This window comes from Streptomyces dangxiongensis (genome assembly GCF_003675325.1).
GTDB classification, from domain to species: Bacteria; Actinomycetota; Actinomycetes; order Streptomycetales; family Streptomycetaceae; genus Streptomyces; species Streptomyces dangxiongensis.
On the sequence record NZ_CP033073.1, the window covers coordinates 927789 to 945240 of the forward strand.

At 75.0% G+C, this 17452-nt stretch carries 2 protein-coding genes and 1 pseudogene; all 3 read right to left on the reverse strand.

Annotated elements, in window-relative coordinates; genetic code table 11:
* Positions 1–51: 51 nt before the first annotated feature.
* Positions 52–12048: pseudogene (locus D9753_RS37595) on the reverse strand (type I polyketide synthase); the annotation flags it as partial.
* The gene (locus tag D9753_RS39665) at positions 11958–12542 is read right to left on the reverse strand and encodes an acyltransferase domain-containing protein (RefSeq protein ID WP_121785771.1); all 585 of its coding nucleotides are present in this window, start codon (positions 12540–12542) and stop codon (positions 11958–11960) included. The pseudogene D9753_RS37595 and the gene D9753_RS39665, both read right to left, overlap by 91 nt.
* The gene (locus D9753_RS37600) at positions 12428–17293 is read right to left on the reverse strand and encodes a type I polyketide synthase (RefSeq protein ID WP_121785772.1); all 4866 of its coding nucleotides are present in this window, start codon (positions 17291–17293) and stop codon (positions 12428–12430) included. The genes D9753_RS39665 and D9753_RS37600 overlap by 115 nt, the downstream gene beginning before the upstream one ends.
* Positions 17294–17452 lie beyond the last annotated feature (159 nt).

The following is a 17452-nucleotide window of genomic DNA, read 5'->3' on the forward strand; positions in this document are numbered from 1 at the left end:
TCGTCCGGGCCCGACATATCCGTCCTCCGTGGTACGTCCGCTGTCATGGGGTCAGCTCGTCCTGCCCAGAGCACGCTGCACGAGGTCGGCAACGTCCATGGCGTCGATCAGGGTTTCGTCGTCCTCGGCCGGTTCCGCCGTGTCGGACGCGGGAGCGTCCTCGGTGTCCACGAGGCCGAGCAGGGTGTCCAGGACGCCCGCTTCCCTGAACCGGGCGAGGGGGACGGAGGCGAGGGCTCGCCTGAGGTCGTCCTCCCGCCCGTCGAGCCCGTCGTCGGCGTCCCGCAGCAGTTCGGAGCGCAGATAGCCGACGAGGGCGTCCGGTGTGGGGTAGTCGAAGATGAGGGTGGCGGGCAGCCGCAGGCCGGTCGCCACGTGCAGGCTGTTGCGCAGGTTGACGGCGGCGAGCGAGTCGAAACCGACCTCCTGGAACGCCTGGAGGGCCCCGATGCTCTCGGCGCCGCTGTGTCCGAGGACGGTGGCGGCGTGTCCGCACACCAGCCGGAGCAGGAGGCGGTTCTGATCGGCCTCGGGGACGTCGCGGAGGGACTCCACGAGGCCGGCGGTGGTGTCGCCGTCGTCGGTGTCCGGCTGGCCGGCCCGCAGGGCGGCCTGTGCCTCCGACAGGTCGGCGAAGAGCGGGCTGGGCCGGACCGAGGTGAACGCCGGGATGAAGGCGTCCCAGTCCATGTCGACCACGGTGACGGCCTTCTCCTGGGCCCGCACGGCCTGTTCGAAGGCGGTGACGGCGATGTGCGGGGCCATGGGCAGGACACCGCGCCGGCGCAACTGGGTGAGGGTGTCCTCGTCCATGCCGACGCCGACCTCGTCGAGGGCGCCCCAGGCGATCGCGGTGGCGGGGTGGCCGTGGCCGCGGCGCCACTCCACGAGGGCGTCGAGGACGGCGTTGGCCGCGCCGGACGGGCCCTGCCCGCCGCCGCCCCAGATGCCGGCGATGGAGGAGAACACCACGAAGGCGTCGAGCGGGGTGTCCGCGAACCGTCCGGCGAGCCATCTGGCGGTGTCCACCTTGGCCGAGAACACCTCGGTGAGTTCGGGTACGCCCGTGTCGTCCACGGTGCTGGTGCGGGCGATGTCGGCGGTGTGCACGACGGCGGTGAGCGGCTGGTCGCCGGGGGTCTCGGCGAGCAGGCGGTCGATGGCGGTCCGGTCGGTGTCGGCGCACGTCTCGACGGTGGTGCCGGTGCCGAGCGCGGTCACCTCGGCGCGGAGTGCGCCGACGGCGGCCGCGGGTGCGGCGGCGGTGGTGGTGACGAGGAGCCGGCGGGCACCGGACCGGGCGAGCCACAGGGAGGCGTGCCGGCCGAGGCCCTCGGCTCCGCCGGTCACCAGGACGGTGCCGCGGGGCTGCCAGCCGGAGCCGGCGGCCGGGTCGGGGGCGGTCTTGCGCAGCAGCCTGCGGGTGTGCACACCGGACCGGCGTACGGCTAGCTGGTCGTCGTCGCCGGCGGCGTCGAGCGCGCCGAGCAGATGCCGGACGGTCCGGCTGTCGGGGGTGGCGGGCAGGTCGATCAGTCCGCCCCAGCGGTCGCCGCGTTCCAGGGCGGCGGCCCGGCCGATGCCCCAGACTGCCGCCTGGGCCGGTGCGGTGACGGTGTCCTGGATGCCGGTGTTGACGGCGCCCCGGGTCAGGCACCACAGCGGCTGTGTGACCCCGGTGTCGCCCAGGGCCTGCACCAGCGCGACGGTGGCCGCCGTCAGCGGAACCGGGTCCTGAGGACCGTCCTCGCCGGCCGGGTCGAGCGCGAGCAGTGACAGGACGCCGGCCACGGTGTGCTCGTCGAGGACGGAGGCCAGACGCTCGCCGAGCCGGTCGCGGGTGGCGTCGGCCACGGCGACCTCCAGCGGGACGACGTCCAGTCCCCGCGCGGTGAGTTCCCGCAGCAGCTCGGCCGGCGCCGAGCCGGCCGGCGCCGCCGGTACGACGGCCAGCCAGGTGCCGGCCGGGACACCGGCGCCCTCCTGGTCGACGGGCCGCCAGGTGACGTGGTAACGCAGTTTCTCCGCCGCCGACCGTTCGCGCCGCCGGCCGCGCCAGTCGGCGAGCACGGGGACGACCGTGCGCAGCGCGTCGCGCTGGTCGGCCGCGGCCAGGTCGAGCAGTTCGGCGAGGGAGTCGGCGTCGGCCTGTTCGACGGCGGACCAGAAGTCGGTCTCGGCGCCCTCGGCCGTCGGGGCGTCCGCGGTGGTCTCCGCCTCACGCAGCCAGAAGTGCTGCCGGTCGAAGGCGTACGTCGGCAGCTCCACGTCGGCGGCCTCGGCACCCTCGGGCAGCACAGCCGTCCAGTCGACCGCCACGCCCTTGACGAAGAGTTCCGCCATCGACGCCAACAGCCGCCGGAGACCGCCCTCTTCGCGCCGCAGCGATCCGGCGGCGACGGCACGGAGACGGACGTTGTCGTCGGCGGCCTCGTCGAAGATCTCGTTGACCGGCTGGAGGAGCACGGGGTGGGCGCTGGACTCGACGAACACCGTGTGCCCCTCGGCGAGGAGGGAGGCGATCGCCGGCCCGAAGCGGACCTGACCACGCAGGTTGCGGTACCAGTAGCCGCCGTCCAGGACACCTTCGTCATGCACCCACCCACCGGTCACCGTGGAGAAGAACGGCACCACCGGCGCCTGACCGCGAATCTCCGCGAACGCCTCCCCCAACGCCCCCTCGATCGCCTCCACATGACGGGTATGCGACGCATAGTCCACCGCGACGCGCCGGACGCGCACGCCGTCGGCCTCCAGCGCGGCCAACGCCTCGTCCAGAGCCTCGGCATCACCCGCGATCACCACCGACGCGGGGCCGTTGACGGCAGCGACCTCGACCCGCTCGTCCCAGGGCGCGATGCGGACGACCGCTTCCGCCTCGGGCAACGCCACGGAAGCCATGCCGCCCCGGCCCGCCAGCTCCCCCGCGATCACCTGACTGCGCACCGCGACGATCCGCGCCGCATCCTCCAGTGACAGCGCACCCGCCACACATGCGGCGGCGATCTCACCCTGCGAATGCCCGACCACCGCGTCCGGTACGACACCCACGGACGCCCACACGGCCGCCAGCCCGACGTTCACGGCGAAACTCGCCGGCTGTACGACGTCGACGCGCGCCAGCAGGTCGACCTCACCCCGCAGCACGGCCTTCAGGTCCCAGTCGACCCACGGCTCCAGAGCGCGGGCACACTCCTCGACCCGCTCGGCGAACACCGGCGACGACTCCAGCAGCTCCCGGCCCATGCCCAGCCACTGCGAACCCTGGCCGGGGAAGACCAGTACCGTCCGGCCGGGTCCGCCGGAGCCGGCGACGGTGCCGGTCACGAGGAGGGGGCTGCTCTCGCCGCGGGCCAGCGCACCGAGCCCGGCCACCGCCTCGTCACGCGAACCGGCGACGACCACGGCACGCTCGGTCAGCAGGGCCCGCCGGGTGACGAGCGCGCCCGCGACCTCGGCCGGGGCCGCGCCGGTGTCCGTGGCGAACGCCGCCAGACGCCCGGCCTGGGCCGCGAGCGAGGCCGCGCTGCGGGCCGACACCACCAGCGGGACGACACCGGCGGGCACCTCCGGCCGGTTGACCGGCCCGGCGTCGGGCGCCTCCTCCAGGATGACGTGCGCGTTGGTGCCGCTCGCGCCGAACGAGGAGACCGCGGCCCGGCGCGGCCGGTCGTCGCGGGTCCACTCGCGGGCCTCGGTGAGCAGTTCGACCGCGCCCGCCGACCAGTCCACCTGCGGGGTGGGTTCCGTGACGTTCAAGGTCGGGGGCAGGACGCCGTGCCGCAGCGCCTCCACCATCTTGATCACGCCGGCGACTCCGGCGGCGGCCTGCGTGTGCCCGATGTTGGATTTCAAGGAACCCAGCCACAAGGGCTGTTCACGGTCCTGACCGTAGGTGGCCAGCAGGGCCTGGACCTCGATCGGGTCGCCCAGGGTGGTGCCCGTGCCATGCCCCTCGACCACGTCCACGTCGGCGGGCCCGAGCCCGGCCGCGGTCAGGGCGCTGCGGATCACCCGCTGCTGCGAGGGGCCGTTCGGGGCGGTGAGACCGTTGGACGCGCCGTCCTGGTTGACCGCGCTGCCTCGCAGCACCGCCAGCACCCGGTGCCCGTTGCGGCGGGCCTCCGACAACCGTTCCAGCAGCACCACGCCGACACCCTCGGCCCAGCCGGTGCCGTCGGCGGTGGCGGAGTACGCCTTGCAGCGGCCGTCGGCGGACAGGCCGCGCTGACGGGAGAACTCCAGGAAGGCGTCCGGGCTGGCCATGACGGTCGCGCCGCCGGCGAGGGCGAGGGAGCACTCGCCGTTGCGCAGCGCCTGCGCCGCGAGGTGCATCGCGACGAGCGAGGAGGAGCAGGCGGTGTCCACGGTCACCGCGGGGCCCTCGAAGCCGAAGACGTACGACACCCGGCCCGACGCCACGCTGGAGGCCGTACCCGTCATGACGTAGCCGTGGACGTCCTCGGGCACCTGGCGCAGCCGGGTCACGTAGTCGTGGTGGACGATGCCGGTGAACACGCCGATGTCCTGGCCGCGGGCGGACAGGGGGTCGATGCCGGCCCGCTCCATGGCCTCCCAGGAGGTCTCCAGCAGGAGCCGCTGCTGCGGATCCATCGCCAGCGCCTCACGAGGGGAGATACCGAAGAGTCCCGCGTCGAACCGGGCGGCGTCGTGCAGGAAGCCGCCGGCGCGGGTGTAGCTGGTGCCCGGGTGGGCCGGGTCGGGGTGGTAGAGCCTGTCGATGTCCCAGTCGCGGTCGGCGGGGAAGGCGGAGATGGCGTCACGCCGGTCCATGACGAGCTGCCACAGGTCCTCGGGGCTGTTGGCGCCTCCGGGCAGCCGGCTGCTCATGGCGATGATGGCGATGGGCTCGTCCGGGTCCGCCGTGCCCCGGCGGGTGACGGCGGCCGGCTCCGGGCGGGTGCCGAGGAGTTCGCCGCGCAGGTGGTCGGCGAGCAGGGCCGGGGTGGGGTGGTCGAACACCAGGCTGCTGGGCAGGCCGACGCCGGTGAAGTCGTGCAGCCGGTTGCGGAGTTTGACCGCGGTGAGCGAGTCGAAGCCGAGGTTCTTGAACGGCTGTCCCTCGTCGAAGCCGTCCGTGTCCCGGTGACCGAGCACGACGGCGGCGCTCTCCCGGACGAGGTCCAGCAGGACTCGGCGCTGTTCCGCTGCAGGGAGACCGCTCAGCCGGGCGGCCAGCCCGTCGCCGTCGGCGGCGGGTTCGCGGCGGATGACACGCCTGGCGGGGGCGGTGTCTCGCGGGACGGAGCCCTCGGTGCCCTCGGTGTCCCCGGTGCCCTCGACGGGGGTGAACGTCACGGGGCCGAGCAGGGCCACGGGCCGTCCGTCGGAGTCGGCCAGCTCCACCAGGTGGCCTCCGGTGGCGGGGGTGACGCGCACCCGCAGCTCGGTGGCGCCCACCGCGTACACGGCGAGAGTGGCGCACCCGGTCGGTGACCAGGCGTCCGCGTCACCGTGGGCGGCCTCGGCCGCGAGCCGCAGGGCCGTGTCCAGGAGCACCGGGTGCAGGGTGAAGTCCGCTGTCTCTGCCAGGAGTTCGGCCGGCAGGGCGATGTCGGCGAGAATCTCGCCGGGCTGCCGCCACAGCCCGCGCACGCCGGGCAGGGCACTGGCCTCGGCGGGCTCCGTGGGCCAGGTGCGCAGGTCGAACGCGTGCCGCGGGACGACGGGTGCCAGGGTGGCGTGGGCGTGCCGCAGCCACGGCTCGCCCTCGCGGCCGGCCGGGCGGCTGTGCACGGTGGCATCGCGGCGGCCGTCGGGGCCGGGGGCGTCCACGAAGACGCGCAACTGGAGGTGCCCGTGCGCGGGGGCGAGAAGGGGTGCGTCGACGGTGACCCGCTCGGCGGTGCCGCCGCCGGCCTCGTCGCCGGCCCGGACCAGGAGGTCCAGCAGGACGGCCGCCGGGACGGTGGTGTCACCGCCGGTGTGCGCGCCGGGGAGGCGGCCGGGGCCGCGTCCGGACAGCCGCCCGGTGAGGACGACGCCGGTGCCGCCGTGGGTGCCGGGGACCTCCACGATGCCGCCCAGCAGCGGGTGGCCGGCGGCCCGGGCGCCGAGCGCCTCGGCGTCGGTGGCGGTGGCGCCCTCCACCCAGTACCGCTGGTGCTGGAAGGCGTAGGTGGGCAGGTCGGGGCCGACGGCCGGTCCGCGCCGGCCGAGGACGGCGGTCCAGTCGACCGGCACGCCGCGCACGTGCAGTTCGGCGAGCGCGGTACGGACGGCGGTGTCCTCGGCGGTGTCCCGGCGCAGGGTGGTGACGCAGCCCCGGGTGTCCGGTCCGAGCGTGCCGAGGGCCATGGCGCTGAGGACTCCGCCGGGACCCAGTTCGAGGTGGGTCACGGCGCCCTGGTCGCGCAGGGTCGTGACGGCGTCGGCGAACCGCACGGCGTGCCGGGCCTGGTCCACCCAGTAGTCGGGGGTGGCGAGCAGCCCGTCCGTGGCGAGCGCGCCGGTGAGTGTGGAGACGATCGGCACGGTGCCCGGCCGGTAGCGGAGCCGGACGGCCACGGCGCGCAGTTCGTCGAGCATCGGCTCCATCAGCGCGGAGTGGAAGGCGTGGCTGACGGACAGCAGCCGGGTGCGGTGGCCGTCCCGGGCGAGGCGTCCGGCGACGGCCAGGACGGCGTCCTCGGTGCCGGACAGGACCAGTGCCCGCGGCCCGTTGACCGCCGAGATCCCTACGACGCCGGGTGTCCGGGCGAGCAGGGGCGCCACCTCGGCCTCGGTGGCCTCGACCGCGGTCATCGCGCCGCCCTCGGGCAGGGCCTGCATCAACCGGCCGCGGGCGGCGACGAGTTCACCGGCGTCGGCCAGGTCCAGGATGCCGGCCGCGTGGGCCGCGGCGATCTCGCCGACCGAGTGGCCCGCGAGCAGTCCGGGCCGTACGCCCCAGGAGGCGAACAGCCGGAACAGCGCGGTCTCCAGGGCGAACAGTGCGGTCTGGGTGTAGAGGGTCTGGTCGAGCAGGGCCGCCTGTTCGGTGCCGGGCTCGGCGAACACGACGTCCTTCAGGGAGTGGGTGAGTCGTCCGTCCAGGTGCCGTTCCACGGCGGCGCAGGCGGCGTCGAAGGCGTCGCGGAACACCGGTTCCGCCGCGGCGAGTTCGCGGCCCATGCCGGGCCACTGGCTGCCCTGCCCGGTGAACAGGAAGGCGAGTTCGCCGTCGGCCGGGCCGCCGGTGACGGTGCCGGTGTCGGCGGTGCCGCCGGCGAGCGCGCGCAGGGCGGCGACGAGCCGCTGCCGGTCGGCCGCCAGGACGACGGCGCGGTGGTCGAGGTGGGCGCGGGCGGTGGCGAGCGCGTGGGCCGTGGCGCCGAGCGGCGTCCCGGTCCGCTCCGCCACCCAGTCCGCGAGCCGGCCGGCCTGTCCGCGCAGACCGGCGGGGGTGCGTGCGGAGACCGGGAAGAGGAGGGGGCTGTCGGCCGTCGCGTCCGCGCCGTCGGCCGGTGCCGGGACATCCGAGGCGTCACCCGTGGCCGTGACCGTCACCGGGGCACCGGAGAGGCCGTTCGTGTTCGTGACCTGCGCCGACGCCTCCTCGGAGTCCGCCGAAGCCGGCACGGCGCTGTCAGCCGATGCGGGCACGACACGGTCGGCCGGCGTAGGCACGGCACTGTGCACCGGCGCCGATACAGCACCGTCCGCCGATGCCGGCGCAGCACCGTCCGCCGATGCCGGCGCAGCACTGTCCGCCGATGCCGGCGCAGCACCGTCCCCCGATGCCGGCGCGGTGCTGTCCGCCGCGGGTTCGGCCGGTGCGGGTGCCTGTTCGAGGACCAGGTGGGCGTTGGTGCCGCCGATGCCGAAGGCGGAGACGCCGACGCGGCGGGGGCGGCCGGTCTCCGGCCAGGCCCGGGCCTCGGTGAGGACCTCCACCGCGCCCGCGGACCAGTCCACGTGGCGGGACGGCCGGTCGACGTGCAGGGTGCGGGGCAGCAACCCGTGCCGCATCGCCATGACCATCTTGATGACGCCGGCGACGCCGGCCGCCGCCTGGGTGTGCCCCAGGTTGGACTTCACCGAGCCGATCCACAGCGGCTCCTCGCGGTCCTGGCCGTAGGTCGCGAGCAGGGCCTGCGCCTCGATCGGGTCACCGAGGACCGTGCCCGTGCCGTGCGCCTCGACGGCGTCCACCTCGGCCACCGAGAGACCGGCGTTCGCCAGCGCCCTGCGGATCACCCGCTGCTGCGACGGCCCGTTCGGCGCCGTAAGACCGTTCGAGGCGCCGTCCTGGTTGACGGCGCTGCCCCGCATCACCGCCAGCACCCGGTGGCCCTGCCGCTGTGCCTCGGACAGCCGCTCGACCAGGAGTACGCCCGCGCCCTCGGACCAGCCGGTGCCGTCCGCGCCGTCCGCGAAGGCCTTGCACCGGCCGTCGGGGGCCAGGCCGCGCTGTCGGGAGAACTCGACGAACGTCTCGACGTTGCCCATCACCATCACGCCGCCGGCGAGCGCCATGGAGCACTCCCCGTTGCGCAGCGCCTGGGCCGCGAGGTGCAGGGCGACCAGGGAGGAGGAACAGGCGGTGTCGATGGTGACGGCCGGGCCCTCGAACCCGAAGTGGTAGGCGACGCGGCCCGACACGACGCTGCCGGAGCCGCCGGTGAGGCGGAAGCCCTCGGCGTCGGCCGAGTGGTGCATCCGTACGGTGTAGTCGTGGCTGTTGACCCCGACGAAGACCCCGATGTCCCGGCCGCCGAGCCCGGTGGGATCGATCGCGGCGCGTTCGAACGCCTCCCAGGACGTCTCCAGCAGCAGCCGCTGCTGCGGGTCCATCGCGAGGGCCTCGTTCGGGGAGATGCCGAAGAACGCGGCGTCGAAGCCGGGGGCGTCGTCGAGGAACGCGCCGTGCCGCACGTAGGTCGTGCCGGCCTTGTCGGGGTCGGTGTCGTAGAGCCGGTCGATGTCCCAGCCGCGGTCGTCGGGGAACTCCGTGACGGCGTCGACCCCGTCGGCGACGACCCGCCACAGGTCCTCGGGGCTGTGCACCCCGGCGGGGAAGCGGCAGGCCATCGCGACGATCGCGATCGGCTCGTCGGGCGCGGCCGGGCCCGTGGCGGGGACCGGTCCGGCGGGCGCGGGGGCGACCGTGCCGTCACCGGCGAGCCGGGCCCGCAGATGCCCGGCGAGTGCCGTGGGTTTCGGGTAGTCGAAGACGACGGCCGAGGGCAGGGTGAGACCGGTGGCGGTCGCCAGCCGGTTTCGCAGCTCCACCGCGGTCAGTGAGTCGAACCCGGCGTCCTTGAATGCCCGGTCGGCGCGGACGGCGTCGGCGGTGCCGTGGCCGAGCACGTCGGCGGCGTTGCGCCGGACCAGATCCAGCAGCAGTGCCTGCTGGGCGGCGGGGTCCAACCGGCCGACGCGGTCACGCAGGCTGCCCCGGTCCACGCTGCCGGCGGCTCGGGTCAGCGAGCGCGGCGCGGGGGCGAGGCCCCGCAGCAGGGGCGCCACGGGTGCGGTGCGGGCTGCCGCGCGCAGGGCGGGCAGGTCCAGCTTCGCGGCCACCAGGGTGGCGGGCAGCCCGGTGCCGGGGCGCAGGGCGAGGTCCAGCAGCGCCATGCCCTCGGCCTCGGACAGCGCGGTCATGCCGAGGCGCCGGTTGCGGTTGAGGTCGGCGGCGCCGAGGTGCCGGGTCATGCCGCTGGCCCGCTCCCAGTGGCCCCAGGCGAGCGAGAGGCCGGGCAGCCCCTGTTGGCGACGGTGCCGGGCGAGCGCGTCCAGGCAGGCGTTGGCGGCGGCGTAGTTGGCCTGTCCGGGGTTGCCGAACACGTTGGCTGCCGAGGAGAACAGCACGAACGCCGCGAGGTCGAGGTCCCGCGTCAGCTCGTCCAGCAGCAGGGCCGCGTCCAGCTTGGGCCGCAGTACGGTGTCGAGGCGTTCCGGGCTGAGCGCGGTGACCACGCCGTCGTCCAGGACACCGGCGGTGTGCAGGACGGCGGTCAGCGGGTGTGCGGCGGGCACCGCGTCCAGGACGGCCGCGAGCTGCGCCCGGTCGGCGGTGTCGCAGGCGGCGAGCGTGACGGTGGCACCGAGCGCGGTCAGCTCCTCGGACAGGGCGGCGGCGCCGTCCGCCGCGGGTCCACGCCGGCTGAGCAGCAGCAGACGGCGGATGCCGTGGGCGGTGACCAGGTGCCGCGCGGTGAGCGCGCCCAGTGTGCCGGTGCCACCGGTGACCAGGACGGTCCCGTCCGGATCGAGCGCGCGGCCCGGCTGCGGAGTGTCGCCCTCCCCCGCCGCCACGTCGGCCCGGACCAGCCGGGGCACGTCGGCCATCGAGGCACCCGAGGCACCCAGAACCCCGGAAGCCGCCGGAACTGCCGCATTCCCCGGAGCCCCCGGCGTACGCGAAGCTTCCAGGACGCCCGGAGCCCCCGCGGCCCGTATCCGTATCAGCGGTTCGCCGCAGGCCAGCAGGCCGGGCAGGGCGGAGCGAACGGCCGCGTCGGCTTCCCGGGCGTCGTCCGGCCCGTCGACCTCGACGAGCACGATGCGGCCGGGATGTTCGGACTGGGCGGAGCGCAGCAGCCCCCGGACGGCGGCCGTGGCAAGGTCGGTGGCGGCACCGGCGGCCGTCACGACCAGTCGGGTCCCCTCAAGGGCGGGCTCGGCCAGCCAGGCCTGGAGGACGGCGAGCACGGCGGTGAGCGCCGCCCGTGGATCACCGCCCACGCCGTCGGCCGTGTACAGCAGGACATCGGCGTCGGCCGCGTCGGCGCTGATGTCCCGCGCGGTCCGTACGGTGACGACGGACGGCGTCCCGTCACCCGCCGGAAGCGGCAGCTCGGTCCAGTCGACACGGAACAGCGCGTCCTGGGTGAGAGCCTCGGCGAGCCCGGCGCGTGCCGGGTCGAACGGCTCGGACAGTACGGCGTCGACGCTCAGCACGGGCCGCCCGGCCCGGTCCGTCAGCTCCAGCCGGGTGCCCTGCGCCGCCGACCGTACCGTGACAGTGGTCGCGCCGGACGCGCGCAGCCTGACCCCGCGCCAGGTGACGGCGTGGGTACCGGCGGGCACTACCGTCCGCACGGCCGCGTCGAGCAGGGTGGGGTGTACGCCGTACCGGTCGGCGTCCCCGGCGGCCTCGTCGAGGGTCACCTCGACACCGGGCCCGGCGGCCGGCCGGTCGTCGTCCTCCTCCGGAGCGGCGGGGGCCAGCGTGCCGTGCGCGTGCCGCGTCCAGACGGCGTCCAGTCCGGAGCCGTCCGCACGCGAGTAGACCTCGACCGTACGCCGCCCGGTGCCGTCGGCCTCGCCCACCACTGTCTGGACGGCCCGGCCACCGCGCGCCGGCAGGACCACGGGCCGCTCGACGGTCAGCTCCGCCACGACCGGTGCCCCGGCCTCGTCACCGAGCCGGACCGCCAGCTCGACCAGTGCCGCGTTCGGCACCAGGACGGCGTCGTCGCCCACGAGGTACTCGGCCAGCCAGGGCTGCGAGCGCAGCGACCACCGCGAGGTCGTCATGAACCCACCGGAGTCGGGCCGGCCGACGACCGCGCCGAGCAGGGGGTGGTCGGCCCGGGCCTGCCCGAGGGAGGCGGCGTCCGCCACCGGAGCGGGCTTGAGCCAGTAGTGCCGGTGCTCGAAGGCGTACGTCGGCAACTCCACGTCCGCCGCCCCGGCACCCTCGGGCAGCACACCCGTCCAGTCGACCGCCACACCCTTGACGAACACCTCGGCCAGCGACATCAACAACCGCCGCAGCCCACCCTCATCACGACGCAGGGAACCCACGACGACAACAGCCTCGGACCCCGATTCGTCCACCACCTCGTTCACCGGCTGCACCAGCACGGGATGCGCACTGGACTCCACGAACACCGAATGCCCCTCAGCCAGCAAGGAGGCGATCGCCGGCCCGAAACGCACCTGACCACGCAGGTTGCGGTACCAGTAACCACCGTCCAGGACACCCGCCTCACGCACCCACCCACCGGTCACCGTCGAGAAGAACGGCACCACCGGCGCCTGACCGCGAATCTCCGCGAACGCCTCCCCCAACGCCCCCTCGATCGCCTCCACATGACGGGTATGCGACGCATAGTCCACCGCGACCCGGCGCACCCGCACGCCCTCGGCCTCCAGCACGGCCAACGTTCGTCCAGAGCCTCGGCATCGCCCGCGATCACCACCGACGACGGGCCGTTGACGGCAGCGACCTCGACCCGCTCGTCCCAGGGCGCGATGCGGACGACCGCTTCCGCCTCGGACAACGCCACGGAAGCCATGCCGCCCCGGCCCGCCAGCTCCCCCGCGATCACCTGACTACGCACCGCGACGATCCGCGCCGCATCCTCCAGTGACAGCGCACCCGCCACACATGCGGCGGCGATCTCACCCTGCGAATGCCCGACCACCGCATCCGGTACAACACCCACGGACGCCCACACAGCCGCCAGCCCGACGTTCACGGCGAAACTCGCCGGCTGTACGACGTCGACGCGCGCCAGCAGGTCGACCTCACCCCGCAGCACGGCCTTTTCAGGTCCCAGTCGACCCACGGCTCCAACGCCCGGGCACACTCCCCGACCCGCTCGGCGAACACCGCCGAGGATTCAAGCAGTTCCCGCCCCATACCGGTCCACTGCGAACCCTGACCGGGGAAGACCAGCACCGTCCGCCCGGCGGCAGCCACACCACCGCTCACCACCCCGGCAGCCGACTCCCCTCCAGCCAGCGCACCCAGCCCCGCCAACGCCTCCGCACGCGAACCGGCAACCACCACCGCCCGCTCCGAGAGCACCGCACGCCGGGCCGCCAGCACACCCGCGACCTCCACCAACGACGCATCCGTGGCACCGACGAACACCGCCAACCGCTCCGCCTGCCCGGCCAGAGCACCCTCCGAAGCCGCCGACACCACCAGCGGGACGACACCGTCGTGCGTCTCGGTGGGGGCGACGGGCTCGTCCGGTACCTGTTCCAGGATGACGTGTGCGTTGGTGCCGCTGACGCCGAAGGAGGAGACGCCGGCCCGGCGGGGACGGCCGGTCTCGGGCCAGTCCCGGGCCTCGGTGAGGAGTTCGACGGCGCCCACCGACCAGTCGACCTGGGAGGAGGGGGTGTCGACGTGCAGCGTGGCGGGGAGGAGACCGCGGCGCATCGCCTGGACCATTTTGATGACACCGGCGACTCCGGCGGCGGCCTGCGTGTGTCCGATGTTGGACTTCAGGGAGCCCAGCCAGAGGGGCTGTTCGCGGTCCTGGCCGTAGGTGGCGAGCAGGGCCTGCGCCTCGATCGGGTCGCCGAGAGTCGTGCCGGTGCCGTGGCCCTCGACCGCGTCGACGTCGGCCGGGGTCAGGCCCGCGTCGGCCAGTGCCTTGCGGATCACCCGCTGCTGGGAGGGGCCGCTCGGGGCCGTGAGGCCGTTCGAGGCGCCGTCCTGGTTGACCGCGCTGCCCCGGACCACCGCGAGCACCCGGTGCCCGTTGCGGCGGGCCTCCGACAGCCGTTCCAGGACGAGGACGCCGGCGCCCTCGGCCCAGCCGGTGCCGTCGGCGGCGTCCGCGTACGACTTGCAGCGGCCGTCGGCGGCCAGGGCGCGCTGCCGGGAGAACTCCACGAAGGTGCCCGGGGTCGCCATGACGGTGGCGCCGCCGGCCAGGGCCATGGAGCACTCACCGCGCCGCAGCGCCTGGGCGGCGAGGTGCAGGGCGACCAGGGAGGAGGAGCAGGCGGTGTCCACGGTCACGGCGGGGCCTTCGAGGCCGAACACGTAGGCGACCCGGCCGGAGGCCACGCTGGTGGCGGTGCCGGTGGTGACGAAGCCTTCGAGTTCCGCCGGGAGTTGGCCGCCGGTGCCGTACTGCTGCTGGCCCATCACACCGGCGAACACGCCGACGTCGGTTCCCTTGAGGGAGGTCGGGTCGATGCCGGCCCGTTCCAGTGCCTCCCAGGAGGTCTCCAGCAGGAGCCGCTGCTGCGGGTCCATCGCGAGTGCCTCGCGCGGGGAGATGCCGAAGAAGCCCGCGTCGAACCGGCCGGCGTCGGGCAGGAAGCCGCCCTGGTCGACGTAGGAGGTGCCGGTCCTCCGGGGGTCCTGGTCGAAGAGGCCGTCCAGGTCCCAGCCCCGGTCGGTCGGGAAGCCGGATACGGCGTCCCGGCCCGCCGCGAGCAACTGCCACAGTTCGTCGGGGGTGTCGACGCCACCGGGCAGTCGGCAGGCCATGCCGACGATGGCGATGGGCTCCTGCGGGTCGGCGTCGCCGGCCGGCTGCTCCGGTCGGGCCGGGGCGTCGTCCCGGCCGAGGACCGCACCGTGCAGGTGGGCCGCCAGGTCGCGCGGGGTGGGGTGGTCGAAGGTGACTGTGGTGGGCAGCCGTAGCCCGGTGTGCTCGGTGAGCCGGTCGCGCAGGGCGACGACGGTCACCGAGGTCAGGCCGAGGTCGCGGAAGGCGCGGCCGGCGGGGAGCGGGGCCGCGTCCGGTCCGTGCAGGACCGCGGCGGCCTGTTCCCGGACCAGTTGTTCGAGGTGGGAGAGTCGGGCGCGTTCGTCCAGGCCGGCCAGGCGGGCGCGCAGGGCCGCGGTGACGGCCGGGTCGGGCCGTACCTGCCGGGCCGGCGGTTCGGTCAGCGCGCGCAGGAGCGCGGGCGCCGGCCGGGTCGGGTCGGGCAGGGCGGGCCGTGGGGCGAGGAGGGCGGGGGTCCGGCCGGCCAGGAGTACGTCGAACGCGGCTAGCAGGTCGGCGGTTCGGTCCGTCCCGTCCTCGGTGTCCCGGGAGCCGGTCCAGGCCAGGGTGGCCGCGTCGGCGCCACGGGCCCGGCGGGCGTGTGCGACGGCCTCGGTGCGGGCGTCGCGGACGGCCCGATCCGGGTCGCCGGGTGCGCCCAGAACGGCGGAGCCGTCGGTGATGATGACGAACTCGGCGCTGTCGTCGGAGAGTTCGTCGAGGGTGCGGGCGAGGTCGGGGTCGCCGGTGGTGTGCACCACCGCGGTGACCGGGTGCGGTAGGGCCGCGAGGGCGTGGGCGAGGTCGGCGCCGTCGGCGGTGACGCTGGTGGTGTGGATGCCGGGGGGCCAGGCGTCCGGGTCGGTGGCGTCGGTGGTGCCGGGTGCGTGGACGAGCAGCAGGTGGCCGGCCCGGTGGACGTCGGCGAGGTGGTGGGCGAGCGCGGCGCCGAGGGGGGTGTCCGTGCCGGTGACGCCGACGGTGCCGGGGCGGGTGAGCGCCGGGGCGGGGCGCGGCCGGTCGTCAAGGGGGGTGCGCAGCAGCCGGGGTACCAGCAACCGGTCGCCGCGCACGGCCAGTTGTGGTTCGTCCGTGGTGAGGGCGATGAGCAGCGTGTGCGCGTCCGGGCCGTCGGTGTCGAGGTCGATGACGGTCACCTGCGGGTGTCCGTCCGCCTGGAGGGACCGTACGGCGGCCCACAGTGCGGCGCCCGCGGGGTCGGGCGCGGTGTCGCCGGCGGACGTGGCTCCCCGGGTGAGGACCACGAGCGGAGCGGGGGCGACGCCGCTGGTGACGTGTGCGGTGAGGGCGCGGGCCGGGGCGGCGGGGTCGGTGGTGTCGGCCGGTGGCAGCAGAACGGTCAGGGGCGCGTCGCTACGCGCCGCCGACGCCAGGTCGGAGTGGAGGTCGATGCGGACGCCGGCCGTGCGCAGGGCGGCGGCGAGTGCGGTGGTGTCCTCGCCGGCCAGGGCGCACGCGGCCGGGCGGGCGGTGGCGGGTCCGGCGGGCGCGGGGATCCAGGCGGGGGTCACCAGGGCGTCGTGGTGACCGTCGGCGGTGTACCTCGGCCAGTACGGCTGTGCGGCGAGCAGCCGGCGGACGATCTTCCCGGAGGCGGTGCGCGGGACGGCGGTGGTCTCGTGGATCCGCTCCGGGATCTTGTAGGCGGAGAGCCGGGCGCGGCAGTGTTCGAGGAGGGCGGCCGTGTCGAGACCGGCCGGGCCGGGGACCAGCCAGGCGACGGGGACCTCGCCCAGGGTGTCGTGGGCGGCGCCGGCGACTCCGGCGTCGGCGACCCCGGGGGCGCCGCGAAGGACGGCTTCGACCTCGTCGGGGTGGATGTTCTCGCCGCCGCGGATGATCAGGTCCTTGAGCCGGCCGCAGACGGTGAAGTAGCCGGCCGCGTCCCGGCGGGCCAGGTCGCCGGTGCGGAACCAGCCGTCGCGCAGGGCGGCGCGGGTCGCCTCGGGGCTGTTGTGGTAGCCCACCATGACGTTGGGGCCGCTGACCCAGACCTCACCCTCCTGCCCCGTGGGCACGTCCTGTCCGGTGCCGGGGTCGACCACGCGGACGCCGACGCCCGGGACCGGCAACCCGCAGGAGCCCTCGACGCGGGCGCCGTCCGGCGGGTTCATGGTGATCGCGCCGCAGGTCTCGGTGCTGCCGTAGGCGTCGACCAGCGGGACGCCGAAGGTCTCCTCGAAGGAGCGGCGCAGCTCGGAGCCGGTGACGGCGCCGCCGACGAGGCCGATGCGCAGGTCGGGCAGGGATAGGCCGGTGCGGCGGGCGGTGGCGACGAGGTGGTGGTAGGTGGTGGGGACGCCGGCGAGGAAGGTGGCCTTCTCCTCGCGGAGCAGGTCCAGTACGTCGTCGGCGGAACTGCCGTCCGTGAGACGGGCGGTGGCGCCGACGGCGGTCACGGACAGCACGCACGCGATGTGGGACAGACTGTGGAAGAGCGGCAGCGGCCACAGCACCCGGTCGTCCGGCGTGAGGCCCGGCAGGGGCACGTAGCTGGCGGCGACCGACCACAGGCAGTTGCGCTGGGTGGACAGCACGCCCTTGGGGCGCCCGGTGGTGCCGGACGTGTAGAACATCCAGGCCACCTCGTCCAGGCCGAGGTCGTCGGGGGCGGGCGTGCCAGGATCGGTGACCGCCAGCTCGTCGCAGGCGTGGGTGCCGGGCGGGACGGACGTGGTGCCGGCCAGCAGGACGGTCGTACGGGGGGCGGTGGACGCCACCGCCTGAAGAAACGTCACTGCATCGCTCGCCCCGGCGAGGGCGAACACCGCGCCGCTGTCGGCGAGGAGGTGCTCCAGCTCGGCGGGCGCGGACCGGGGGTTCACGGGGACACCGACGCCGCCGGCGCGCACGACCGCGAGATAACCCTCCACCATGGCGACGGAGTTGCCCAGACACAGTGTCACCCGGTCTCCGCGCCGCAGACCGAGGCGGACCAGATGCCCGGCGAGCCGCCGGGTACGCGCCTCCAGCTCGCCGTAGGTGACGGAGCGCCGGTCGTCGGCGAAGGCGACCTTCTCCGGAGTGCGGGAAGCGTGCTGTCGGAGCGTGACCGCAAGCGGTGTGACCAGGTCGGGACGCACGCCTCGGACTCCTTCCACAGGGCGGCAGCGGGTCGGGAGTGGTTGCCGGACACTGCGCGGGCGGCTGTGCGGCATCGGACAGCCGGTCGTCGTCCGGAAACGACGGGAGCAGAACATCCCCGCGCCGCGCTGAAACGCGCGCGGCGGTCAGGCGGCCGG